The 26,196-nt window shown below is 31.6% G+C and carries 26 protein-coding genes and 2 pseudogenes; 10 read left to right on the top strand and 18 right to left on the bottom strand.

Annotation, left to right across the window (positions count from 1 at the left end):
- Window positions 1-71: 71 nt before the first annotated feature.
- The 5 genes from BDW31_RS08750 to BDW31_RS08770 all read right to left on the bottom strand — a co-directional run bounded on the left by BDW31_RS08750 (window position 72) and on the right by BDW31_RS08770 (window position 5,612).
- Window positions 72-896 (bottom strand): hypothetical protein, encoded by an 825-nt coding sequence (locus tag BDW31_RS08750; protein WP_110709537.1) that lies wholly within the window; start codon window positions 894-896, stop codon window positions 72-74.
- A gap of 353 nt (window positions 897-1,249) precedes the next feature.
- Window positions 1,250-1,873, bottom strand: a complete 624-nt coding sequence (locus BDW31_RS08755; RefSeq protein ID WP_110709539.1) for a metallophosphoesterase — start codon at window positions 1,871-1,873, stop codon at window positions 1,250-1,252.
- 23 nt (window positions 1,874-1,896) lie between these two features.
- Complete coding sequence (locus BDW31_RS08760) at window positions 1,897-3,549, bottom strand: ABC transporter permease (protein WP_110709541.1); 1,653 nt, start codon at window positions 3,547-3,549, stop codon at window positions 1,897-1,899.
- 1 nt (window position 3,550) lies between these two features.
- The gene (locus BDW31_RS08765) at window positions 3,551-4,576 is read right to left on the bottom strand and encodes an ABC transporter substrate-binding protein (protein WP_053024858.1); all 1,026 of its coding nucleotides are present in this window, start codon (window positions 4,574-4,576) and stop codon (window positions 3,551-3,553) included.
- A complete protein-coding gene (locus BDW31_RS08770) occupies window positions 4,569-5,612 on the bottom strand; it encodes an ABC transporter ATP-binding protein (protein WP_053024857.1) in 1,044 nt (347 codons plus the stop codon). Before BDW31_RS08770 ends, BDW31_RS08765 begins: the two co-directional genes overlap by 8 nt.
- Before the next feature lie 132 nt (window positions 5,613-5,744).
- Between BDW31_RS08770 and BDW31_RS08775 the strand changes: the two genes are divergently transcribed.
- On the top strand, window positions 5,745-6,614 hold the full coding sequence (locus tag BDW31_RS08775) for a LysR family transcriptional regulator (protein WP_110709543.1): 870 nt from the start codon (window positions 5,745-5,747) through the stop codon (window positions 6,612-6,614).
- Between the two features lie 51 nt (window positions 6,615-6,665).
- On the opposite strand, the gene BDW31_RS08780 is transcribed toward BDW31_RS08775, so the two are convergent.
- Window positions 6,666-7,454: a hypothetical protein gene (locus BDW31_RS08780; protein ID WP_053024854.1), complete on the bottom strand. Its 789-nt coding sequence runs from the start codon at window positions 7,452-7,454 to the stop codon at window positions 6,666-6,668.
- 225 nt (window positions 7,455-7,679) lie between these two features.
- A complete protein-coding gene (locus BDW31_RS08785; RefSeq protein WP_110709545.1) occupies window positions 7,680-8,231 on the bottom strand; it encodes a transglycosylase family protein in 552 nt (183 codons plus the stop codon).
- A 1,009-nt stretch (window positions 8,232-9,240) separates the two neighbouring features.
- On the opposite strand from BDW31_RS08785, the gene BDW31_RS08800 reads away from it, so the two are divergent.
- Window positions 9,241-9,471 (top strand): hypothetical protein, encoded by a 231-nt coding sequence (locus BDW31_RS08800; RefSeq protein ID WP_110709547.1) that lies wholly within the window; start codon window positions 9,241-9,243, stop codon window positions 9,469-9,471.
- Window positions 9,472-9,690: 219 nt separating this feature from the next.
- On the opposite strand, the gene BDW31_RS08805 is transcribed toward BDW31_RS08800, so the two are convergent.
- Window positions 9,691-10,686 (bottom strand): YeiH family protein, encoded by a 996-nt coding sequence (locus BDW31_RS08805; protein ID WP_053024861.1) that lies wholly within the window; start codon window positions 10,684-10,686, stop codon window positions 9,691-9,693.
- A gap of 124 nt (window positions 10,687-10,810) precedes the next feature.
- Between BDW31_RS08805 and BDW31_RS08810 the strand changes: the two genes are divergently transcribed.
- Entirely contained in the window at window positions 10,811-11,632 is an 822-nt protein-coding gene (locus tag BDW31_RS08810) for a LysR family transcriptional regulator (RefSeq protein WP_053024862.1), read from the top strand.
- A 288-nt stretch (window positions 11,633-11,920) separates the two neighbouring features.
- Here BDW31_RS08810 and BDW31_RS08815 read toward each other — a convergent pair whose 3' ends face one another.
- The 9 genes and pseudogenes from BDW31_RS08815 to lepB form a co-directional block, all read right to left on the bottom strand.
- Window positions 11,921-12,022, bottom strand: coding sequence for a type I toxin-antitoxin system Fst family toxin (locus BDW31_RS08815; RefSeq protein ID WP_110709549.1), 102 nt, complete (start codon window positions 12,020-12,022; stop codon window positions 11,921-11,923).
- 279 nt (window positions 12,023-12,301) lie between these two features.
- Entirely contained in the window at window positions 12,302-12,412 is a 111-nt protein-coding gene (locus BDW31_RS12745; protein WP_276311767.1) for an SE2200 family small protein, read from the bottom strand.
- 25 nt (window positions 12,413-12,437) lie between these two features.
- A complete protein-coding gene (lqo, locus tag BDW31_RS08825; RefSeq protein WP_002451369.1) occupies window positions 12,438-13,937 on the bottom strand; it encodes an L-lactate dehydrogenase (quinone) in 1,500 nt (499 codons plus the stop codon).
- 562 nt (window positions 13,938-14,499) lie between these two features.
- A pseudogene (locus tag BDW31_RS08835) lies at window positions 14,500-15,173 on the bottom strand (IS6 family transposase).
- Window positions 15,174-15,369: 196 nt separating this feature from the next.
- Window positions 15,370-15,912, bottom strand: coding sequence for a GNAT family N-acetyltransferase (locus tag BDW31_RS08840; RefSeq protein WP_110709571.1), 543 nt, complete (start codon window positions 15,910-15,912; stop codon window positions 15,370-15,372).
- A gap of 71 nt (window positions 15,913-15,983) precedes the next feature.
- A pseudogene (locus tag BDW31_RS08845) lies at window positions 15,984-16,184 on the bottom strand (GNAT family N-acetyltransferase); the annotation flags it as partial.
- Between the two features lie 181 nt (window positions 16,185-16,365).
- On the bottom strand, window positions 16,366-17,772 hold the full coding sequence (locus BDW31_RS08850; protein WP_053024864.1) for a zinc ribbon domain-containing protein: 1,407 nt from the start codon (window positions 17,770-17,772) through the stop codon (window positions 16,366-16,368).
- Complete coding sequence (locus BDW31_RS08855; RefSeq protein WP_053024865.1) at window positions 17,772-18,845, bottom strand: zinc-ribbon domain-containing protein; 1,074 nt, start codon at window positions 18,843-18,845, stop codon at window positions 17,772-17,774. Before BDW31_RS08855 ends, BDW31_RS08850 begins: the two co-directional genes overlap by 1 nt.
- Window positions 18,846-19,083: 238 nt before the next feature.
- Window positions 19,084-19,656: a signal peptidase I gene (gene lepB / locus BDW31_RS08860; RefSeq protein WP_033079919.1), complete on the bottom strand. Its 573-nt coding sequence runs from the start codon at window positions 19,654-19,656 to the stop codon at window positions 19,084-19,086.
- A 352-nt stretch (window positions 19,657-20,008) separates the two neighbouring features.
- Between lepB and BDW31_RS08865 the strand changes: the two genes are divergently transcribed.
- The 7 genes from BDW31_RS08865 to BDW31_RS12760 all read left to right on the top strand — a co-directional run bounded on the left by BDW31_RS08865 (window position 20,009) and on the right by BDW31_RS12760 (window position 25,474).
- Window positions 20,009-20,416: a YxeA family protein gene (locus BDW31_RS08865; RefSeq protein ID WP_110709551.1), complete on the top strand. Its 408-nt coding sequence runs from the start codon at window positions 20,009-20,011 to the stop codon at window positions 20,414-20,416.
- A gap of 23 nt (window positions 20,417-20,439) precedes the next feature.
- Window positions 20,440-21,198, top strand: a complete 759-nt coding sequence (locus tag BDW31_RS08870) for an ABC transporter ATP-binding protein (RefSeq protein WP_110709553.1) — start codon at window positions 20,440-20,442, stop codon at window positions 21,196-21,198.
- Window positions 21,188-23,071 (top strand): FtsX-like permease family protein, encoded by a 1,884-nt coding sequence (locus BDW31_RS08875; protein ID WP_110709555.1) that lies wholly within the window; start codon window positions 21,188-21,190, stop codon window positions 23,069-23,071. Before BDW31_RS08870 ends, BDW31_RS08875 begins: the two co-directional genes overlap by 11 nt.
- A gap of 27 nt (window positions 23,072-23,098) precedes the next feature.
- Window positions 23,099-23,293, top strand: a complete 195-nt coding sequence (locus tag BDW31_RS08880) for a VraH family peptide resistance protein (RefSeq protein ID WP_037551839.1) — start codon at window positions 23,099-23,101, stop codon at window positions 23,291-23,293.
- Between the two features lie 321 nt (window positions 23,294-23,614).
- Window positions 23,615-23,851, top strand: a complete 237-nt coding sequence (locus BDW31_RS12750; protein WP_257643363.1) for a YSIRK-type signal peptide-containing protein — start codon at window positions 23,615-23,617, stop codon at window positions 23,849-23,851.
- Between the two features lie 225 nt (window positions 23,852-24,076).
- Window positions 24,077-24,901, top strand: a complete 825-nt coding sequence (locus tag BDW31_RS12755) for a hypothetical protein (protein ID WP_053024869.1) — start codon at window positions 24,077-24,079, stop codon at window positions 24,899-24,901.
- Window positions 24,902-25,036: 135 nt separating this feature from the next.
- Complete coding sequence (locus BDW31_RS12760; protein ID WP_053024870.1) at window positions 25,037-25,474, top strand: hypothetical protein; 438 nt, start codon at window positions 25,037-25,039, stop codon at window positions 25,472-25,474.
- A 56-nt stretch (window positions 25,475-25,530) separates the two neighbouring features.
- On the opposite strand, the gene BDW31_RS08890 is transcribed toward BDW31_RS12760, so the two are convergent.
- Complete coding sequence (locus BDW31_RS08890; protein WP_053024871.1) at window positions 25,531-26,103, bottom strand: helix-turn-helix domain-containing protein; 573 nt, start codon at window positions 26,101-26,103, stop codon at window positions 25,531-25,533.
- Window positions 26,104-26,196: the final 93 nt, after the last annotated feature.

Below are 26,196 nucleotides of genomic sequence, written 5' to 3' on the forward strand. Positions count from 1 at the left end.
AAATAGATTATATAAAAAATCCGAACTTCCAAAGTATACTGTTCGAATTTCGACTAGATTTTAAAGTACCTTTACATAATTATATCGACTATCGTTTCTTTATTAATGTTATTAAAAGTCTTTATATCATTGTATTTAAAATCATTATATAAGAACGATTTTTGTGTGATTATAGATCTTATATTTTCAAAATTAATTTCAATTAATTTTGATAGCATGTCATTATAAATACTATCTTCCCATCTTAATGGCCCGTGTATATTTAGTTTACAATTATCCTTAATTTGTAAGTATTTTGTCTGTAAATAAATAAACATCGATTTACATAGTATTTCATCCAATTCTGACTGTGTCTCAACAACTAATGTTATTAAAGTCGAAATAATATTATTAATTTCAGGTAATATAGTTTTGATGAATTCAGTCAAAGTATTAAAGTTATGGATTTCAAAATATTCAGTTACTCGTCTGATTAATTGAATTCTTGCCAATGGTAGAGGAACATTTGCTAATTGAAGCTTTAATTCTATAAAAAGCGCTTCTCTTTCTTGTTTATTAGCTCTTTTTTGGTATGAAAGACTCGAATTAAAATCTAATGTTCTTCTGATAAATTTACAAAGCTCAGTAAATAGAATAAAACCATTATCTTCTTGAATTTGAAAAATACTCTCTACTTTATCAACGATATTCGGATACTCTAATGCTTCTTCCATGTAATAGTTATATATATCAAGTGTCTCATTGTAACTCATTTTATTTTTCTCACTGACAATTTGTTTATTCTTTGAACTATTTTTAATTGATTCCTTATTCATACTATTAATTTTATAAGTTAATTTTTTCTGATATCTATTTAATTTTTTAATCTCCTCAGTTGATTTAATAGTATAACTCAAATCAGTTCTCCCTAATTTTAAAGCTATTAAAGACTTCAACTGATATTCATTAATAATAGGATCATTTTGAAAAACTTTTTCATTATTAATCGATTTTATCTTAGTATATAGGTTTAAATTATTGGTTCTGTTGCAAAGTTAAAATTATATGCACATCTATACAAAACTATAAAAGCAAATATTGTTTTAACAGTAAAGAGTTTTGTTAGTATTAATTATTTTTCATTTTTTAGTATAAATATTACATGATTTTTAACTTTGCAACAGAACCCATAATAAAAATCATAATACCTTTTAATATCAAAAACGATAGTCTCTTATTCAGAAACTATCGTTTATAATTATGCCTTATTCTAAATTTCTTTTCTTAACTTTACTTCTTTAACATATACATACTCTGGATTTGCTATATTAATGGAATAGTGTCTTTGATATTTTAAATCTAACAAAGACAAATAATCATTATGTCCTGCACCTGTATCAATAGCTATTTTATTACCTTCAACATGTATGTCTCCCTTTTGTTCTCCTAAATGATTGGTTGGGATGTGCCCATGAATCAGTGTCATTTTTTTAGAATGAAAGGCTGGAAAATGGCTTTTTCTATATCCTGTAACAATTTCCTTGCTTTGTGAATCAATTGCTTTGCTACTTTCAATACCTACATGCACAAAAATATAATCATCAATTACTTTTATAAAAGGCAACTTTCTCAAAAAAGGTTTCCATACTGCAATGCGAGGACTTTCATCTTGTAACCATCGCATCTCATGATTCCCAAGTAGTACAATGGCCCCTTGCTCATGTAAGGATTTCACTATTTTCAAAGTTCCAACTGAATCCGGTCCATTATTGACATAATCTCCTACTAATACAAGTTGATCTTTTTTAAAATTGAAATCTGCTTTATCTAAAAGTTTTAATAATAATTTTCCATGACCATGTATATCAGAAGCAACTAGTAAGCGCTTTGTCATTTGTAATAACTACCTCCTGACAGTTAATACTTCATTTTCTTTTGTTGCCAACGTTCCATTAAGATTAGTATGACGGACGTAATACCGATAGATAATATAGCCATCGCCATTCCCTGGGATGCATTCCCTTGTTCGAATTGTCGATATATAAATGTGGAAGAAGTATCTGTATTAGGCGGACGTAACATCAATGAACCTACTAACTCCCGCATTGAAATACAAAAAATTAGTATCCACCCCGACACAATACCAGGTCGCAGTAATGGCAAAGTAATCGTACTAAATAATTTCCAACCTTTACTACCAGATATCACTGCAGCTTCTATTAAATTCGAACTAATATTTTGCTTCACATTTTTAATATTTTGAACTGCATAAGGAATATATAATACCGTATAAGTAACCACAAGAATCATTATCGTGTTATAAAATGGTAGCGGGTTAAGTTTATTATTCCAAAACAAAATCAATCCAATAACAACGATAATACCTGGTACTGTATTTGGTAACAGACTTGCAAAATCAATTATCTTACTAAGTTTTCCACGTTTTTCTGAGACAATGACAAACCACAAACCAAGTATACTTGCTAGTGTTGCAGATGATACGGCAAGCATCACACTGTTCATCAATGCAATACCTCCATTACCTGTTAACACATTTATAAAATGTTCAAGCGTTAAATTTGAAAAACTCAGTCCTTGTGACACTTTTTTCATAAATGCATTCAAAAAGATACTTGCATAAGGTAATACTATAGTTATAAACAATTCAAAAGCAATAAATAGGTAAAGTACAATGTCCCATTTACTTCGCTTATGCACTTTTATTTTGTGACCTTTTCCTGAATTTGAATTAATGCTTGTACGAGATTGAAACCATTGTTGGAATGCCCAAACACTCATACTGACGGCTAATAGTAATGTCGAAAGCATTGCAGCGCGTTGAAAATCAATTGGCCATATTGAGGCACTATGATGTATTTCTGACGTCAACACATAAAATCCAATTTTATTACCCATAGTTATTGGTGTACCAAACTCACCAATGGTTTTAACAAATACTAACAAAGCACCCATACTGTAACCAGAAACAAATAATGGCGCTATAATTTTACGAAATCTATAGCCAAACGTCCCTCCATAAACAACTGCTGCCTCTTCCTGTGATTGATGCACATTAAGAAGCGCGTTCTTTAAAACGACATATAAAAATGGTGCTAAATGACAACTCATAATTAATACCATTCCGAAAAATGAAAAGAAATATTGCGTCACTTGTGCAAATAAAGGGCTAATTTGTTCTAAAAGCCCATTTCTTTGCATCGTAAGCATCCATCCCATCGCTCCAATATAAGGTGGTGTCATGAAAGGAATCATAATCACGATATCTAACCATTGGTGCTTCGACAATTTCGTTTTCGTCATAATATAGCTGAGTGGCAAAGCTAAAATTGTTGATAATATAACTACAGATACACCTAAAATTATAGAATTCCATAATATTTTAAGATGTTGTGATGCAATCAGTTGCTTGATATTTTCTATCAAGCTTGTCTCTTCTGTCGGTACAAATCCTTTAAAAAGGATAAGCAATAACGGCATAATAATCAAAAATATTAGCACAAGCAAGGCAATCCATTGATTCAATCGCTTTAAATTAATACCTTGTTTCATATTACTTCATCATATCCGTGAATTTTTTTAATACTTTTTCACTATCATCAGATAATGTATTCCAGTCATATTTAAATTCTTTAATTTCTGAACGTTTTGCTTTATCTTTATTTTTTTCTTGAGACTTATCTGCAGGAATTAAATAATGATCATCCACTTCTTTTTGACCTTTTTTACTCGTTACATAATCCATATAAGCTTTGGCCGCTTCTTTATGTTCAGATGATTTCAAGATAAATGCTGGACGTGGAGAAATAGCTGTTCCTGACTCAGGATATGAAATATCTACTGGCTCACCCTTAGCTTTAGCTTTATAAACCATATAGTCTACGCCGCCATATACTACATCATTCTCACCTTTAATTACAGATTGTAATGCTGGTTTGTTCGCACCTGCCATATGCATACCATTATCTTTAAGTGCTTTATATTCATCCCAGGCTTTATCACCTTCGTTATTAACTTTAATTGACAATAAATCTAGCGCCGTGCCTGATTCAGATGGATCTGGAATCGCTAATTTATCTTTGTATTTTTTATCAGTTAAATCTTTCGTATCTTTCGGTGCTTTTTTCACTGCTTTTGTATTATAAGACATACCTAACGCACTACCGCTAAAACCATAATAATAACCGTCTTTATCAATCCAATCCTTATAAAGTTTTTTATGATTTTTCACTTTATAAGGTTCGATTAAATCTTTCTTTTTATAATCCAATGCAGCAGGAAGTGAAGCAAGTTGTACGACATCGGCCTTAGGATTATCTTTTTCCGCTTCTAAACGACCTAATATTTCACCAGTAGTACCTTGATAGACTTGAACTTTTTTACCTGACTCTTTTTCGAATTTTTTCACCATATCATTCACTAAATCATCAGGTCCCGCAGCATAAAGTACAAGCTTATCACTCTTCTTGCCTCCCTCTGATTTACTTTCTTCATTTGATTCTTCTGATTTATTTTGACATGCTGTAAGTATTACAACCATTGATAAGACGATAGCAATCCATTTACCAAATTTAATCATGAGTGTCTCCTCCATTTTTTATAAAATAATTTGCTGGTGTATCAAATTGTAACTTTATCGTTTCAGCTACATGATATAACTGTTGACTATAAAACATGACAGTCATATCATTTACATCTGCTGTATATTGGTAGCGTTCTCCAGTAAAGCTCACAGTTAATACCTTGGCTTCAAAACCTTCTTCCCTAACATGAACATTTTCAGGACGTATCAATAATCCATATTTCCCATCATTCAAACCATTGATACTGTGCAGTACTAGACCTTGATTACAATAAAATTTATTTTTACTGATATGTCCCTCAACGTATGTGCCTTTTCCAATAAACTGTGCTACATCTTTATTTTTAGGATGATGATAGAGATTTTCTGGAGTGCCAAATTGAATAATTTCACCATTTTTCATAACTGCAATTTCATCAGACATTGTCATCGCTTCATGTTGATCATGCGTAACAAAGATTGCTGTCATATGATATGTCTTGATAAGGTGTTGTATGAGCAATTGCATATCCTCTCTCAAACCAGCGTCTAATGCCGATAACGGTTCATCCATTAAAATAAGTTTAGATTCTGAAATAATTGCTCTTGCAAGCGAAACGCGTTGTTGTTGCCCTCCTGATAATTCATGAATTGACTTATGTATATGATCCTCAAGTTGAACTTCTTTTAATGCTAATTTTACTCTTTGGTTCAAATCTTTCGTATCTTTTCTTACTTTCAGTGGATAAGCTACATTTTGAAATACTGTCATATGTGGCCAAAGTGCAAAATCTTGGAAAACCATCCCTAGGTCACGATCTGCAGGCGATACAAAATTTTTACCGTTGCCTGAGTCATACGTTTTTCCATCAAAACGGATACTACCTTGATCTGCTGTTTCTAAACCAGCAATTAATCGTAATAATGTCGTCTTACCACAACCAGATTGACCGAGTAATGATACGAACTTTCCTTGTTCTACCGTAAAATCAATATGTTTAATCACTAGTTTTTTATTAAATGATTTTTTCAATTCTGTAATTTCTAAAACCACAACCTCACCTCTCTCATATCTCACTATATAGAAGAAATATTAATAAACATTAAATATAATATTAACAAGGGATTAAAACAGTTAATGTAAAATAGTTATATATATAAATAAAATCTATACAAAGAGGCATATATGAATATCAAACAACTCATAATTTTTAAATATTTCATAGAGGAACAAAACGAAAATGTTGTAGCTGCAAAACTTAATATTACGCAACCAACTGTAACGTTCCATCTCAAAAATCTAAATAGTACATATGGTGTTGATTTGTATTATAAAAAAGGAAAACATTTTAAATTAACGCAACCTGGAGAATTATTATATAGAAATGCAAATAAAGTCCTTAACCTAATCCAAGAAACGAATGAACTAATGACAGACTTCGAACAATCAACAAGGGGTATTTTAAAAATTGGTGCAAGCCATGCACCAGTATACAGTTTATTACCAAATGCATTTCGCAAATATATGAATGACTATCCTAATGTAGAATTATCGCTCACTGTAGAAACCGCACCTGTCATTACTGAAAAAGTAAAAAATAGAGATGTGGAAATTGGCATTATATCTGAAAAAGGATTAAATGAGCCAGATATTAACGTAAAGCGTTTATTTGAAAATCCCATTATGTTAGCTATGGATAAAAGTCATCCTCTAGCAAAACAAAATGACATATCTATAACAGAAATATTGGAATATCCTTTTATAATACATAGTAGTGGATCGACACGTGAAAGCATTAATGAGTGGCAAAGAGATAATTTTATAGATTTACAAATACAGATGCAGTCCAACAATTTAAGCAGTATACTTGAAACCATTCGTGATTCTAAATTTCTTAGCTTGATCAGCCAAAGCGCTATACAATACCAAGATAATATTATTGCAAAATCTTTGCCGAATCCCCCTGCTTCACGCTATATTTCTTTAATTTATCGCTCAGATAGATATATGACACCCCTTATCCAACATTTTGTCTCTCTCGTATACAAAGTGTAATTTCACAAAAATAGAGGCTACACTATTTTGTGTACCTCCATTTTTGCACTTTTAATATTTATCAAAAATCATATTCGTTTTTAATTTATCTTCCTTTTCATGAATACCAAGTTCATCTAATTTGTTAACAACTGCTTGTTGTACTGTTTTAGCGTCTGCTTCAGTATTAACTTTTGCAGAAACTTCCACTACATTTTGCTCACCAATATCCCAATTTTCAATTTTTATTTTATGACCATCAATATTACCTTTGTGTCTTTCAAAATGTACCGGGCCTATAATTGTTGCTTTATCGATTGGCTTTAATAAGCGATCAAATGGTGTCGACGCTTGATCTTTCAATAAATCCAAACTCTCTTTAGCATTTGGTAATGCTAACTTATTTATGCCCAAATTTTTGTCAGCCTCTTTTGTGACACTCAATGTTTGCTTGTTTTCACCATACTCTACTTCATATGCATCACCCGTGAAACCATCTTTTTTTGCTTTTTCAATAGCTGAGTCTACATTACCTGAGTCTATTGGATAACGCTTTTTATACTGCAGTTCATGCTTTTTATTTTCTTCTGATTTACGAATACGATATGTAACTTGGTTGGAAAAATTACTTCGCTTGCTATCATCAATATATTGTACATTAAAGTCTTTATCTTTATCTTCTGAACCTAATGATTCCAATATACTATGATCGATGTGCCGATTATCCTTGATTACTTTCTCACTATCTACATATACTTTCACTTCATATTGATTAGCTGCTGCATCTACCTTATGAGTAAACGGTATTAACAGTGTAGAAGCTAGTAACAATGATCCTGTCTTAATAATTATTGAATTCATAATATAAATGCACCTCCATTTATCACTTTAGTTGATGGATGTTACTTCTATATATATATAACGCTAATATAACATTAATATTCTTTTTAAAACTCTATGTAAATTAATATATAATCTATATCTTTTTAAATATTTTTAACTCATCTTTTCCAAACAAAAAAACTCCAAAGTATTTTAAATACTTTGGAGCTAAATATATTGAAATATACAATTTCAAATTTTAATTTATGCAGTTACCCATTGTGAAGCGCCTGCAGTGTTGTAAAGATTTACAGCTGCTGCGTCTTGTACCGCTTCAGGCGCTTCTGTTGGAGAAACACCTTTGTATTCTGCTGGTGCTACTGAATCCCAATTGCTTTGTAAGAATTGGTGTTTACCTGCTGCACCTGATGATGGGTTTACAGCTTTAAGGTCGCCATCTGATTCACGTTGTGCAATTGCTTGTAAATGAGCGTTAACATTTACTGATGAACCTTCACTTGCACTTGATTCATTTGAGCTTGAAGAATCTTGTGTAGTTGTTTCTTGTTGTGGTTGTTCAACTTGTTGCGCTGAAGCGTTTGCTCCTTGACTATAGCTCCAAGTCCAGTATTCACCATTAGATTCAAAGTTATAGTTTAAACCTTCATAGTTGAAGTTAATGTTGTAAGCACCGTCTTGTACTGGCGCTGCATTTAATGATTCTGGATTTGTTTGTACTTGTTGTGCTAATTGTGCTTTGTCTACTCTTGAACTTGTTATTTTAAATAGGCTTATTGAAGTAAAACAATTTATCAATCACTTATTATTACAAATCAGACGCTGAAATGATACTTATATTGGATCGTTACATAAAACAGAGTTGAATCGCTTCAAATTTTATCATCTTAAAAGTGACGATAAGATGAAGCGTATCATAAATGATGCGGTTTTTTCAGCCGCTTTATGAAGAAAATTAGAGTTAGCACAATATATGTATAAAAATATAAGTTTTTTATATTATATAACTTATTATATTAATGATAGATAAACTTGATAATTTATATATAAGAATTGCGGGAGATTTATTTGATTAGTAGGTTGGAATATGTGCAGATCTTTTAGTGACCAGTCTTTATCTATAATTGATAAATCTTTAAGTACAATATATTCGAATTTATTGATTTGTTAAGGTAATAAAATTAAGAATATACTTTAATTTAAAATAGATTTAAGAGATCAGAGGAAAGATTTTATAATTATTGTCAAAAGAGAAATCAATGGATTACAAATATCGTAGGAAAACTGTGTGTATTGTCTAGAAAAAGAAAAGAAAAAATTCCTATGAATATAAGTGAAAATAATGGACCGAAACAGTTTGATGAAGAAATTATATTTATCATTAACGAAAACGTCCTCATATTGAAGTATATGTCTTAACAAGTGATTAGCCCTAATTTAGCAAATGTTAATTTAAAAAGTATCAACATTAATAAAGTTGAACTTGAAAGACTCGTAAATACGTTATAAAAATAAAATTCATATATTCTTTAGAGATTTTGTTTTTATATTCTTATAGTGATAAATAATTGATAAGATAGTGTGGAATAATCCAAAAAAGTTGAATATTTTAAGTTTTTTTAATTATCAATGATTTTATATATAAAGAGCGGTATAATAAAGTTGTTAATATATTATGAATAATATTTAAGTAAAGTTATTATTTTTTAATTTATCGATATTTAAGTTAGATTAAATTTATTGGGAATAATTTATTCTATAATGATGAAGATAATTAACCTATCAAAATAAAGGGGTTGGAACTGTTATGAGTGATAATTTGTCACTATTCATTGACTACATCAATGATAATATAATCTTTGGTAGTGAAATCAAACAGGAGAAATTAGAAGATTTATTTAATCAATTTGCTATAAAAAATGATGAAAAGAGTATTATCTATAATGAACTGAAATCTTTAGATATTGTAATCGTTGAGTCTAAGGATTCATATAAAAATAAATTGAAGAGATTATTTTCGGTTCTGTTGCAAAGTTAAAAATCATGTAATATTTATACTAAAAAATGAAAAATAATTAATACTAACAAAACTCTTTACTGTTAAAACAATATTTGCTTTTATAGTTTTGTATAGATGTGCATATAATTTTAACTTTGCAACAGAACCTGATCTTTTTTAGCCGTAGTATATGGAATGCCTTCAATATGTTGTGTTTGTTTGTGAGAATCTATATCAATTTTTTAGTATACTTATAGTCTAACCATAAAAGCACTTAGCAACAATAAATGTCACAGTTGATAAACAAATAGATACAATAATGACAACTATTAATGGTTTGAAAGCACGATCTTTTAAGTCTTTAAATGAAACATTTAACCCTAATGCAACCATTGCCATCAATAAGCATATAGTAGTGATATTATCTATAATTTGCATAACCATGTGTGACAAGGATACATAAGTATGGAATAGTGCCATCATGACAAAGCCAAGTAAAAAGTAAGGTACATCAATACGTTTTTTTTCAGTCTCACTATCCGATTTTTTTCTCATAATTAAAATTAAAATAATACTCAGAGGTATTAATAAAAAAACACGTCCCAGTTTTCCTAACAGACCCATACTCAAAGCCTCTTGGCCTGAGAAGCCCGAAGCAAGAATTACATGTGCAATTTCATGTAAACTTGTACCTGACCAGACCCCAAATACTTCAGGAGATATTGTAAAAACAGAATATATTACAGTATATGCAAGTGAAAATATAGTGCCAATAAGTGCGACAATACCAATACTAATCGCAGAATCTTTTTCTCTAGATTTTAATATTGGAGATACTGCTGCAATAGCTGCCGCACCACACACCCCAGTGCCAATACCTAATAATAGGATGAGGTTTTTATCTCCTTTAATATATTTATTTAGTAATAACATTAATCCGATACTAAAAAGGATGACTCCAATATCGATTAATAACAAATCGCTACCTTTTCCAATTACATCATAAATATTTAGCTTTAATCCATATAATATAATAGCTAATTTCAGTAACCGTTTAGATGAAAATGCGATTCCTGAACGATATGCTTCAGGGTAACCCTTAAAATGTCTATATAGAATCGCAATCAGTATAGCAATTGTTAAAGCACCTATCTTATCTAAAAATGGTAACTTTGAGCCTAACAAACTTATAACTGCGATGATAAATGTGAATAATAAACCATAAATAAAGGCTTTGTTTTTTAAGGATTTCACTTTTTAACTCCTCCTTTATCAAAAGCTTATCATCGCATAGTTATAACGTGAAATAAATATTGAGTATATTACTCATAACATTTTTGTTATAATAGAGGTATTCAAATGTCAGGAGACCTAGTTAATGGATTCATTAAAAGTTCTAACTGAAGTAGTTAAAACGCAAAGTTTTACTAAAGCTGCAGAAAATTTATATACTTCACAGCCATCAATAAGTCGCGATATTAAACGATTAGAACTGGAATACGATGTAAAAATTTTCGAATTTAGACATTCTAAAATGTCTTTAACAAGCGATGGGGAGAAACTATTTCAATATGCTTTACAACGTGAGCGTTTAGAACAAACCTTAAGACACGATTTGAAAATGCAACCTGATACAATTTCGGGAGATGTGAGGGTAGGGAGTAGTTACACTTATGGCGAATATCGATTGTCACAACATCTTACTGATTTAGCCAAAAAATATCCTGAATTATACATTCATGTGTATTTAAATAATTCTGATACAGTATTACAACATATTAAGAATAACACTATCGATTTAGGTATAATCGAAAAAGAGGTTCAAAGTAATATTATACACAGTAGACGTATTGCTCAAGATGAAATAGTATTAATTCGTAAAAAATCATCATCTTCAAATAAATCAATATGCTTTATCAGAGAACGCGGATCAGGTACAAGAGTCTATCAAGAAAATGCGTTATCACAAATGACTTCATCCTCTTATTTAGTAGAAATTAATAACACAAATCTAATTAAAAATATGGTTCATGCTGATAAAGGCTTTTCTATTGTTTCTAAATCGACATTAACCCCTTATGATTTAGAAAAGCTAGAAGTAACAAACTTAGGCATCACACGCCATTTCTATTTAGTCATACATAAAAATAAGTATATTGATACGAAGCTTAATGAAGTTATCAACAATTTGATTTCATGAATTTTGATCTTTGTATTATTTATTCTAAATTTAATGCATGTTCTAATGACAATATATTTAAAAAAGGATAAACTCTCAATATATAACATTCATAATTTATCCTTTAAATTATTGGCAATTAGCGTCAAAAATATTAGAATGACGCATTGTAACTAATATCGTACATATCACTTTGCATTCCTCTACTAACCAGTGTTATAATCTACTTAACAAAGTTATTAAGCATAATGCACCAATCCCCTCACTATCGGAAGTAGTGAAGGGATTTTTAGGTGTGACTATAGTCGCCTATTTTTTCTTATCGTTGCGATTGCGTAGCCAATGCGCAAATAATGCGACGATACAACCATTCGCTGCTGTGGTCATGATGTGAACAAAGTTATCAAGCATAATTACACCTCCTCTCTACGTCTAGATTGACGCCTGAGAGATAGGCGACCTTTATATTGTATCATCCGTAATGGGTGAGTTACATATAACTTCTGATAAGTCATCTTATGTAGTGTTTTAAAACTGCTTGATTTCTTATATTACTATACTTACAGAATCCAAAAACTCTATCAATGAAAAAAGAGATCTCATATATGAGACCTCTTTTTAATATCAATAAAAATTGAATTTGGGTTTATAAAACTAATATACGTCAAAATTTTTATAAATATTTTGACTCTAATATTCTATGTTTGGTACTTGGTTTACATGTTTTTGGTAACGTTTGAGTGCACAAAAACCAATAGTACTAATAATTGTTACTATTAATAATTTTTTCACGTTTAACATTCCTTTTTTAGCATTGTATTGTAGTCTATTTATTGTTTTGATAGTAATTTAATTCTAAATCTTTTGATGTCTGTTGACGGATTTTTTTCATTAACGCAGTATCATTAATGAGTGATTTACCATAAGATGGAATCATTTTTTGTATTTTAGGTGTCCATTCAGATTCATATTCAGGGAAGTTTTTCTCAAGTACTTCTAAAGCTACAGATACTGAAGTTGATGCTCCTGGAGACTCTCCTAATAAAGCTATTACCGAATGATCTTCAGAATTAACAACTTCTGTACCAAACTGAATAAATCCTTTACCGTATTCGGGAGTATCTTTAATCACTTGTACACGTTTGCCTGCAGTGTATAACTGCCAATCTTCATCACGTGCTTCTGGATAAAATGTACGTAAATGATTCATACAACCTTCTTTAGTCATTAATATTTGATCAAATGAATATTTGATTAAAGGTAGGTTTTTAGCAGCAGCAGATAACAATGTTGTAATATTATATGGTTTGACTGATTTAAATAAATCAAGATTAGAACCATTTTTTAAGAACTTAGGACCCACACTAGCGAATGGACCAAATAATAATGTACGTTCACCATCAATATATCGAGTATCCAAGTGAGGTACTGTCATAGGTGGTGTGCCAGGTGGTTCTTTACCGTAAACTTTGGCATCGTGTTGGGCTATAATGTCTGGGTTAGTACAAATTAAAAATTGTCCTGTAATAGGGAATCCGCCCAAATGTTTACTTTCTGGAATTCCGGTTTTTTGTAATAGTGGAATAGCACCACCACCAGCACCAATAAATACATAATCAGCAAGTTCAGTTTGAACATCACCGCTGTTACGTTGACGCACTTTAACTTCCCATTTACCATCTTTTCGATGGTTAAAGTCTATTACTTCATGATTATATTGGACATTGGCATTAGGATGTTGTTCAATATTTTTAGCCATTTTACGAGTAAGCTCTCCAAAGTTAACATCTGTACCTTCGTTAATCTTACTAGCAGCCATAATATCACTTGAGCTATGACCCTCCATCATTAATGGAACCCATTTTCTCATCTCTTCAATATCTTCTGTATATTCAATATTGTCGAACATTGGAAAATCCTTCATAGCATGATAACGATCCTTTAAGAATTGAACGTTATTTTTACCTCTAACAAAACTAATGTGAGGTAATGGTTGAATAAATTCTTTAGGGTTGGAAATACTATTATTTTTAACTAAATGACCCCAAAATTGTTTTGAAATCTCAAACTGTTCATTAATTTCTTTTGCCTTTTCTATATCAATTGATCCATCAGGTTGTTTCACTGTATAGTTCAATTCACATAAAGCAGCATGACCAGTTCCAGCATTATGACGCTCATTTGAGCTTTCGATACCAGGACGATCCAAACGTTCATATAGTTTTATATTCCAGCTTGGTTCTAACTCTTTAAGCATAGAACTAAAAGTTGTGCTTAAAACACCAGCACCAATAACAACAACTGTTTTTGACTCTTTTGTATTCATAATTGACTCCCTTCTTTTAAGTACAAATATTAGGGTAATACAAAACATACAGAAATTAAAATACTTATTTTTAATAAGAACTATTCTTTTATGGAATAGATACATATTCTGTAAGGTTCTGTTGCAAAGTTGAGCATAGAAAAGTATAGAAATTGTTTTATTTTTTCCTTTTTTTCTTTGAACTTAAAAGCAAATAATATGATCAATATTGAATTCGATATTGATCAAAAAATATTTCTTCAAATTCAAAAAATAAGACAAATGAATGAATTGCTTAGCTTACTTTTGAGTGATTTTATTTTTTGATATTAATACTAAGAGTAGGAGTCTTAAGAGTCTTTGGTTAAAAAATTAAGACTCTTAAGAGTCTCGACGTCGACTGAATCCTATGAAATCAATAAAAAAAGAGTCTTCAGACAATTAAAAGTGGTCTTGTAATAATTGTAAAGAGTCTACAATAAAATATCATATTACACCCTTCAGTCCAATGCATAAGAATATTGGTTCTGTTGCAAAGTTGAAAAATAAATGTCTAATCTCAATTTTAAAATAATACTTTGTGTTAACTTGTTAGCATGATGCTAATTTCATGGCATGGCAAAAATCCGTAGATCTGAAGAGACCTCCGGTTCTTTTTATATAGACCGTAAATACATTCAATACCTTTTAAAGTATTCTTTGCCGTATTGATACTTTTATCTCTTGTCTTTCTTACTTTAATATGACGGTGATCTTGCTCAATGAGGTTATTCAGATATTTCGATGTACAATGACAGTCGGGATTCAGTTTAAACACTTTAATTACTTTAGCCATTGCTACCTTCGTCGAAGGTGCCTGATCTGTAATCACCTTTTGAGGCTTACCAAATTGTTTAATGAGACGTTTGATAAACGCATATGCTGCATGATTATCTCGTTGCTTACGCAACCAAATATCTAATGTATGTCCCTCTGCATCAATGGCACGATATAAATAGCTCCATTTTCCTTTTATTTTGATGTATGTCTCATCAATACGCCACTTATAATAGGCTTTTTTATGCTTTTTTTTCCAAATCTGATACAAAATTGGGCATATTCTTGAACCCAACGGTAAACCGTTGAATGATGAACGTTTACACCACGTTCCCTTAATATTTCAGATATATCACGATAACTCAATGCATATCTTAGTTAGTAGCCAACGGCTACAGTGATAACATCTTTACTGAATTGTTTATATCTGAAATAGTTCATACAGAAGACTCCTTTTTATTAAAATTATACTATAAATTCAACTTTGCAACAGAACCACTTAAACCCACACTCTGGACAAAATTTCACAATATAACACTCCCCTTATTTATTTGCCAACTTGAGTTTAGCACAACTTTATGATTTCACACTATAAAGAAATCATTTATTTTGACAAACGAAAAATTTAGATGATTAATTATTTGTAATATTCTTCTCTGAGCAGACTATACACATAACTATCTGAGAATACCCCTAATAAACACTCATCGCTTCTCAATACGCCTTCTTGTGTAAATCCCAGTCTTATAGGTATAGCTCGACTTTTCTTATTTTTGGTAGACATTCGTATTTCAATACGATTAATATCATATTCTTCATATACATAACGAATTAAAGCTTTAGTGCATTTAGTCATAATACCTTTCTTTTGAAAGTCTTCAGCTAAATAATAACCAATCGAAGTTGTTTTATTAACTAAGTCTAAATAGTGCAATCCTATGACCCCAATCAGTTCTTTATTACTCCATATTCCACAATGAAATCCATTACCATCGATAAATTGTTGCAACGCTGAATGGATAAAGTGTTTACTATCTTCCACCTTCTTTGTATGTTCGACAAAAGGTAGAAATTCTGCTAAGTAGTTACGATTGCTATCTACTAATTTAAATAACTGTTCTGCTTCTCGTTCTTCTAATATCTTTAATTTAACACCTTTATCTACTTGGTAACCAAAAATCATAACTATCCCGCCTATGTATTTAATTATTAATAAATCTCAAAGAAAAACCGCTACTAAAGTGGATATGGAAATCCATCACCACGAGTGAACTGTTCTAGTGCCGACTGAATAAACTTCTTACTGTGTGTAACTTCCGTTGTATATTCTACAAATGGCAAGAACTCACCTAAATAATCCCGATTCGCATCAACTAATTTGAAAAGTTGCTCCGCTTCACGTTCTTCTAATATCTTCAACGTCACATGTTCATTCACTTGATAACCAAACATCATATCTATCGCCTCCAGTTTAAATTTTCAAATTATTCGGTAAATTAAATATATAGTAACATAAATTGATTTAATTAATATAAAAGCTCATAAATTATTATGCTTCAAAAATCCTTAAAAATTAAGGCTGAGCAATTAAATTCAATCGCTCAACCTCATTATGATAATAACTATTCATTTATTAATAACCAGAACCGACTTCTTCACCATCTTCATCGTATTCAGTTACATAACCATCGTCAGTGTCAACGGTATATGATCCGGCTAAATCTCCGTCTTTGTCAGTAAATGAGAAGCCCCATTTACCATCATCTGTTTTTTCTGGTTCTTTGTATGTGTAAGTATCCGTATCTAACGTATGACCTTCGTATGATTCTACTTTATCAATGACGTTATCACGTGTCACTTCGCCTGAACTTGAATCTGAATCATCGCTATCACTATCAGACTCAGCATCCATTTTGTCATCGATATACTTATCAATCTCATCATCATCAAACGTAACTGTGACATCTGTTACGTCATCATCGTCTTCCCCAAAACTAGTCACATTAACAGAATCTGATTTGAACGTTTTACCTTCATAAGTACCTTGTGCATAAACGGTTACTTCTTCATCAGGGTCATATGGTCCAAATGTTTCAGAAGATGATTCACTTCCGATTTCTTTATCATTCGCGTATATTTTCACATTGTTTAACATATAGCCGCCATCAACGCTGACTGTGAAACGTTTTTGTTTAAATGATTCATAAGCAGTAGCATCATCACTCATGTTAATCATTAACGCACCTTTGAATTTCTTACCATCGATGTCTTTTGTTGCTTTTAAATTGTAATCACCGATTGGGAACGTACCTAACGTTTTTTCGTCATCTTCCGTAACCGTTGTCGTACGCTTTTTACCATTATATTCGTAAGTAATATCTCCACTACTACTTGGATAAATGCTCACTGATTTTTGTGGAACATTGAATGAATAATTATCAAAAAATAGGAATTTCTTGCCAACCTTTGAAATATTTAACACACTATTTCCATTAGCATCTACAGATAAATTATTATAACGATTATCTTTAATTTCTTTCGCGCTTTGTTCTACGTTACTACCGACATTATTTAAGTCATCTTCTGTTTTGATGTAGTTTAAATATGCGCGTGCTTCTTGTTTGCTTAATTTTTGGTCATTTTGAGTTGTAACTTCTTTGGCTAATGACTTTTCGTCATCTTTCTTGATTGCTTGTGCAATATTAGATGCTTGCTTTTCTGGAGAAAATTGATTTTTTAATACTGAAAATGCAACGATCAAAGCAATTAGCAATATAGCTATAACTGCAATAATAATCCAAGTCTTTTTATTATCGCCTTTACGTGGTTGTTGATCATGTCTGTCGGTATAACCGTTTTGATTATGGTTATTATACCCTTGATATTGATGTTGCTCATGCTTATCTTGTCGACTTTGGTTGTGATGATCTTGCTGTGTGTTAGAGTGATTTGTTTTAGATTGCTGAACGGGTTTCCCACAATTTGTACATACCTTCACACCTTCGCGAAGAGGTTGACCGCAATTACTACAATATTTCATTAGTAAATCGAACTCCCATCAAATAGATTATTGAACTCACTGATTAAGTTTCCAAAGATTTGGTTAAATAAAGATTCACCGAAAATAGTCACAAATAAGAAGAACACAATAATGTAAATAATCACACCGTAAAAACTTGAAAAGCGAGTATGATGATTTGCACTATATTTGGCAATCATGTAAACACCTGAAACAACGATTAATAAAATGGATAGTATAAATAATGCGCCACCAAAGCTAAAAGAATTAGCGAACATTAAAATAAGTGCAATCAATAGTACTGCGACTGAAACACTATTAATAAGTACAAAATCTGACAATACTTTTTTAAATGTAATTGGCTGTCTAACTACTAAGCGTGTAATACCATATGTTGCTCCCACTATCACTGCTAGGAATAAAATGATACCTAAAACAACAGAAAAGATAATTTGGCTTTTCGGTGTTTCAAACATTCCAACTGATGAAGGAATTACAATAGCAAGTAACAGTGCTACGACTAATAAACCGACAATGATTAAAGAAAATAACAATTTAAAACTAAATGCTTGTTGGCTTTTTAGTACTTGATCAGGTGAAGCGAAAGCACTTTTAAAGAAACCTTTACTTTCTTCTGTCACTTCTTTTGCATGGTCACTAAATTGGCTTGTTTGTTGTGGTTGTTGATGGTTTGAATATGACTGATCGTATTGTGGTTGATTGTGATATGTATGTGATGCATTGTTGTGAGGTTGTTGGTGCTGATTTGATTGAGGTTGATGCATTTGATGTTGTTGTGTCGATGTAGTATGTTCAGGTACATGCTGATGATCTCGCACTTTACCTTCTTCATTAGGATGTTTATCCTGTTTCGATTCGTTTGTTCTTGATAAATGATCACTTTGATTTGATGTCGTTTCGTTACCTTCACCTAATGATCCAGTTGAATCGTGTCGTCTACCATTAGCTTCAGCATTAGAGATATCTTTTTCAGCAGAATTAATAGTCTGAGACTGTCTATCTATTTTATGGCCACACTCTCCACAAAATAAATCGTTAGGTTCGATAGCATTTCCACAATTTGGACATTGCATAGGAATCCCTCCAATTTTATTATTTTTTAAATCTTCAAAAAGTATATCATTTATTTTGTGTTGCTTTCTATATTATTTTAAACTTTTTATCAAAATAATTATATATTTTAAAAAGCATTATTTAGATGTGCGTATTTAATATAATAATCTAAATATTGACTTGACTAAACTGAAATAAAAAAACGATGAAGTCTAAGACTCCACCGCCAATAAAAATTTAATTATTTAATTGTTTTTTCTAAAATGTGCCTGGGTTAAAACCAGCTTCCCATTTATTAAATGGCCAATATCTTAAAACAACTTTACCTACAAGTTGGTCTTTATCTACTAAACCAACTTCAGCAAAACGGCTATCTACACTATTTTGTCTATTATCACCTAAAACTAAATACTTATCTTTAGGGATTTTATTTTTGCCGTTTGCACCGTTCACTTGGCTTGTTTTAAATGTACCTGTCAAATACTTACCTTGTTTATGCTTCTTATTATAATCTAAATACGGCTCTGATACCTTTTTGTCATTAACATATAATTGATCACCTTTATACTCAACTTTATCACCTGGCGTACCAATCACACGCTTAATAAAATCACGTTGTGCATCTTCATGGAAGACAACGACATCACCATTATCAATGTGGTTCAATGTTTTCGAAATCTTACTAACTATCACTTTATTTCTATCTTGGAAAGTTGGATACATCGATGAACCTGATACTGTGTATGATGTTCCAATAAACTTTAATACAATACCTACAATTAAGAGTGCGCCACCAATGGCTACAATCCATTCAATTATCTCTTTTTTCAATTAAATCCCGCCTATCATCTTTTATAAACACAACTTACTTTATCACAAATATATTGCAAAGTCGTTTCACTCATCTTTAAAAAGCGTAACGTTAATCAATTTACTTCGTTTTGAAAATTAAGCTCATCAAGAAAATCATCCTCAATGTGCTTATTGATAGCTTCATCGTAACAAACCTCTCACAAGATTACTATTCAAGTTATCACATTTAAGAATGCCTTCTTACTTACATTTTCAAAAAATAATCTAATCTTTCATATTCGTAAGAAATGGCATCGACTTTGTAAGGTTAGATAAAGGCAGTACTGACGCAACCCTTCTACAATTATAAGTGTAATAGAAACAAGGAGTGATGATATTGAAAACCTTAAGAAATATATTCATTGTAATTGCCGTCATTGCAATTATTGTTATCGGAGGATTGTTTGGATTAAATGCTTATTCCAATCAACACCCTAACAATCGCTCAATCAATGACTGGAACAAGCTCAATCCTTTAGCCCAAACATATGAATATTACGTTAAGACTCAGAAACCATCTAAAGTGGAAGTCGTTGATAAAGAAAAAGACTTCTATATCTATCATTACAATCAAACTAGTTCCACGAAAGATGGCAAATCTAAAAAAATTGAATACACAGCATCAAAAAAATTAAAACAAAATCATTACTTAGTTGTACGCGAAAAATCTCACACAATTCTGTCATACGAAGAAGTTAAAAAATCAGAAATTCCAACTAAAGCAAAAGAAAAATTATAAATCAAACAAGGAGTGTGATCGACATGCCAATTTTAAACGTCAATCATTTATCAAAAGTATATGGAAATAAGCAAAAGTATAAAGCCCTAAACGACATCAACTTTTCAGTGGATAAAGGGGAATTCGTCGCCATAATGGGACCTTCAGGTTCAGGTAAGACTACCCTCCTCAATGTCATTAGTTCCATCGATAGTATTTCTGGAGGAACTGTAGAAGTAAGTGGCAATGAAGTTAATCAACTCAATGATAAGCAGTTAGCACAATTTCGTAAGAAAGAACTTGGATTTATCTTCCAAGATTATAGCGTCTTACCTACCTTAACCGTTAAAGAAAATATTATGTTGCCACTATCCGTTCAAAAAGTAAGTAAAGATGAGATGGAACAAAATTATAAAGAAGTCACTAAAGCACTCGGTATTTATAAGTTAAGCGATAAATATCCAAGTGAAATATCAGGTGGTCAGCAACAACGTACCGCTGCCGCACGTGCATTCGTTCATAAACCGTCTATTATCTTTGCCGATGAACCGACAGGAGCACTTGATTCGAAAAGTGCGCAAGACTTACTCAACCGTTTAGAAGATATGAACGAGCGATTCAATAGCACGATAATCATGGTAACTCATGACCCATCTGCAGCGAGTTTCGCACAGCGTGTCATTATGTTAAAAGATGGCAATATTCATTCAGAAATCCATCAAGAAGATAAATCTAAACGTGAATTTTATGATGAAATCATTCAAGTACAGTCAGCCTTAGGTGGTGTCGCAAATGACGTTTAATCAAATTACACTCAAAAACTTAAAAAGTAATTTTAAAAATTATGCACTGTATCTTTTTTCACTCATTTTTAGTATTATTTTATACTTTAGCTTTGTCACTTTGCAGTACACACATAGTATTAATAATGGTGATTCTCCAAAAGTAATCCAAGAAGGTGCTAAAGTAGGCGCAGTTTTCCTATTTATTACAATTATTATTTTCTTAATGTATGCGAACCAATTATTTATTAAACGTAGAACACGAGAATTTGCGCTATTTCAACTTATCGGACTAACACGACAAAACATTTTAAGAATGCTAGCTATTGAACAGTTCATATTCTTTGTTATTACTGGCATCATAGGTATTGTAATTGGTATTGTAGGCTCTGAAATTCTACTCAATATTTTAGTGAAGATGATGCATTTGAAAGTAGGTGTCTCAATCGGATTTGAATTTCCTGCATTGATTCAAACAATTGTGATGCTTGTACTAGCATTTATCTTGATTATGTTCCAGAACTTTCTTTTCCTAAAAAGAAAAACCATTCTGTCAATGATGAAAGATAGTACTAAATCAGAAGCTACTAAAGCTAAAATTACCGTTCCTGAACTTATTGCCGGTATTCTAGGCATTATCATGATCATCTTTGGGTGTTATATTTCCACTGAGATGTTTGGTAAGTTCGAAGCTTTAACAATGGTCTTGATCACACCTTTCTTAATTCTGTTTCTAACCGTTGTGGGGGCTTATCTATTCTTTAGAAGTTCAGTATCTATTATATTTAAATCACTGAAAAAATCTAAACATGGACGCATTTCAATTACAGATGTCGTATTTACTTCATCAATTATGCATCGCATGAAGAAAAATGCGATGTCACTAACAATTATTGCTATTATTTCAGCAGTGACAGTAACTATTCTATGTTTTGGTGCAATTAGCAAAGCAAATACAGATTATATGATTCAAGTATCCTCACCTCAAGATGTTAACTTTGCTAAAGCGCAATCAGCTCAAAAGTATGAAAAACTATTAAAACAAAATCATATTCAATATGACACGAAAACTTTTGAAGGTAGTAATACGAAATTATTTAAAAATGATGCCTTAAAAAGTAAAACAAACGAAGGTATGCAAAATGTTGGTATCGTTGTTATGCCAGATAAAAATATTAATGGTAACCATGCTACTATTACTAACCTACAAGGACCACTTTCTGGCATTGTAAGTGTTCATACGAATGAAGATATGACACTTCAAGGTCAACAAAAAATGACATTAAACGTGAATAAAAAGGATGACAATGAGGTAATTCCGTCGACCGTTTCTATAGGAGGTCCTGTCTTAAAAGTAAGTCCAGATAATTTCAATAAATTGAAAATGAAGGACCAACTAATGCATCATTACGGTTTTAATATCACAGATCATAAAGACCTCTCTAAAGCGGAAAAACTAGCTCAGAAAGTAAGTGCAAATGTTGAATTAAAAAATGACACGAAGAAAATGCTAGATGAAAGTAACGGTATTCTAATGTTTGTCACATCATTCTTAGGATTAGCGTTTCTCATCGCAGCGGGATGTATTATCTATATTAAACAAATGGATGAAACCGAAGATGAAATTAACAATTATCGCATATTAAGACGTATCGGCTTCACACACACGGATATGACGAAAGGTCTAGCATTAAAGATTCTATTCAACTTCGGTTTACCTTTAATCATCGCATTATTACACGCACTATTTGCTGCAATGGTATTTATGAAAATAATGGGAGAATACTCTCCAACACCGATTATCATTGTGATGATTGTTTATTCACTTGTTTACCTTATCTTTGCAGCAATCTCATTTATCCATGCAAATCGAATTGTAAGACACTCTATTTAATAATTGAAAAGAAAGGATGTTGTTTAAATGAATATTAAAGAATTAATTCGCAAATCTTACGAGGATTTATTAAGTTTGAAAGTCGATTGGTTTAACGGTCTTATGTTAGTACTTATCGTCTTCATCTTAAGTGGCATTGCGACACCATTTATTGGAGTACCAGTAGGCTTACTTGGTGGTGGTTATATTCTAAAACGTTATGAAGAAAAGACTAATAACTAATATTGAAAATCAAAGCATTTAGAACAAATATATTAAAGGGCTACATTGCAAATAGACAGTAGTTAACTGAGCTGAGAAAGTGCCCTAAATCAAGCGATTCTCAGCTCTATTCATACATACGGGGTTCGGGGCCCCAACATAGAGAATTTCACAAAGAAATTCTACAAGCTAAGCAGGTTAGGATAGAATTAAAAGGAATTCTATCCTACCCCTTTTTCATTTTATTTTAATAATTATGGTTATTATATATTAATATTGTTTTTTATTTTATATATTTTATAATTAAATTGACAGAAATATTTTCCTCATTTAAGAAAGGACATCAAGTTATGCAACAAAAAAACAAAGTATCGCTTCTCTATTCGAAAGTTTTCAATAGGAATGGTCTCCGTATTATTAGATGCCTTTTTATTCATGGACTTTCAAGATGTAGCTCATGCAAGTGAATTACATAATAGTACGTCAACAACGGACACGGCTTCCAATCAACAATCTTTTGAAAAGAAAGTCAATAATTCAACACATGAAGACGTACAAAATCCAGCTTCACCATCTTAATCTATTCCCCTGAAAAATTTAGAAAATACAACAAAAACAGAAACGCAACCACAAACAACTAGTAAGACAACCCACTCAGGTAACGAAAATGCAAATGCACAAACTATTACCGCTTCATCTCAAGTAGAGAAGACAACAACACATACGCGTTCACGTCGTTCTGCAACGTCAGCAATTACTTCAGAAGGCGTTCTAGAGGACACAACGACAACTGCAACACCTAATATGGATAATGCCAATAGTGCATCTGTTAAAAGTAGAGATGTTATCACTCCACAACCTAAAGATTCAAATACTATCCCAACACCAAACGTCGTATTTGAAAAAAGTACTGATCCAAATCAATTTACATTTGAGATAACAGATCTTAAAGAATTTAATGCTGCATATCAAACTAAATATTACTATCGTTTATCTAAACCCTACGACGACTCTAATGACATAACGATTGAGTTAGTTAACGGTGAGACAAATTCTGTAGTGGAAACGAAACAAATCAATTCACCTGGTACAGTATCCATTGGTAAAAATTCTTTAGAAAGAGCAGTAGCTGCTCGTGACCCTCAAATAGCTAAATATGGCCATATTAATTTTACTTTTTTAAAAGAGAACAAAATTAATAAATTAGGCATTACTGATGACTATGATGAAACAAGCGTAGTTGTTCAAAGTATTAAGATATATGACGGTATTACTGTACAAGACGTTACAAACTTATTTGATATTATAGATGAGAATGGTGTCATCACAGCTACATCTAAAGAAAGTCTAGTTAAAGATCATGTGTTAGATAATGCACAAATTCCATTTGGGCTTTACTACAAATTAGATATTGCCGGGGTCATTAAAGACAGTGCCAAAGCAAACAAGGACATCACTAACGTAGCGAACCAATCTGTTCAGTTCTTTAACCCAGCCAAAGGTGGCAATGAAGTACCACCTCCTAAACCATCAGAAAAACGTGTAAACAAAGTAAAACCAGTACCAGTAAACTTTGAATTCAAAGTGACTAAGAAATTGGAGGGTGGTCAACTTAAAGGTGGAGATTAAACATTCATCTTAACGGATTTAAACAATCCTGATCATCCTGTACAATCAGCAACAAATGATGCGAATGGTAAAGTGAATTTCTTACCAATTAAATTCAATAAAGTAGGCACTTACGTTTACCGAATCAGTTAACAAGTGAGAACAGATTCAAATATTGCTTATGATACAATGTCTATCAAAGCAACAGTGGTAGTTACTGAAAATCCAAAAACAGGTAATTTACAAGCAGCTGTAACTTACAACAGTTCAGGCGGTAAATCCGATGGAGTAAATGATACTGAATTTAACAACACTGTTGAACCACCAGTACCATCAACGCCAAACAAACCACCACATAATCCGCCTAAAACACCAGGTCAACCTCCAGTTAACCCACCAGGCAACCCACCTGAAAAACCAGGTGTGCCACTGATACATCATGTGCCACCAACACCTAAACAACCAAATCAACCGAAACACCTACCAAATACTGATAGCTACGACGCTAATATGAATAAATCATTATTAGCAACAATGTTTGCAGGTTTAGGTAGCGTATTATTAATTGGTAGAAGAAGATTACCCAATAAATAATCACTTATAATTACTAAAGGCCTATGAAGCATTGCGTTTCATAGCCATTTAAATTGTTATGGTAAAAATTTAAATGATAGATAAATACTCAACCAGCATATGATTACAAATGCGCCTACTACAAAGATAAATGATAAGATACTCGTAATGAAATTGCGTGTTTTAGTAGTCTGAACTTCATTAGGATCTTGACCATTCATAAAAGCTACGATTCGATCGTAATTATCCATACCGTGTTTATATTTAATTTTATCTATCCTTGTAGAACTATAAAAACCTATAGAAAAAATGACATAGGTTATCGCAACCCCCCACCAACTTAAATAAAATAAAAGCGGTCCTATTAAAACACTTGCTAATAACATCCAAATTAGCATCATCCACGTCCAAAAATCCATGTCTTTTTTAATTTCTTCATGTTCCATACGTTTCACGTCTCCTTTGACAAGATCATCTAATGAAACATTAAATAAGTTACACATCATTAATAAATTATGGATATCTGGATAACTTCTTTCATTCTCCCAATTAGAAATCGTTTGTCTCGAAACATATAATTTCTCAGCTAGGTACTCTTGAGAATAATTTTCTTTTTCTCTATATTTCCGAATTTGTTGACCGATTTCCATCACCCATAACTCCTTAACCATTTAGATTAATCTTGCCTAGATTAGAAGCAAGATAGACATTAATAGTTGTATCTCACTTCAACTCCATAGAAA

The sequence above is a fragment of the Staphylococcus sp. AtHG25 genome (assembly GCF_003217445.1).
Taxonomy (GTDB): domain Bacteria; phylum Bacillota; class Bacilli; order Staphylococcales; family Staphylococcaceae; genus Staphylococcus; species Staphylococcus haemolyticus.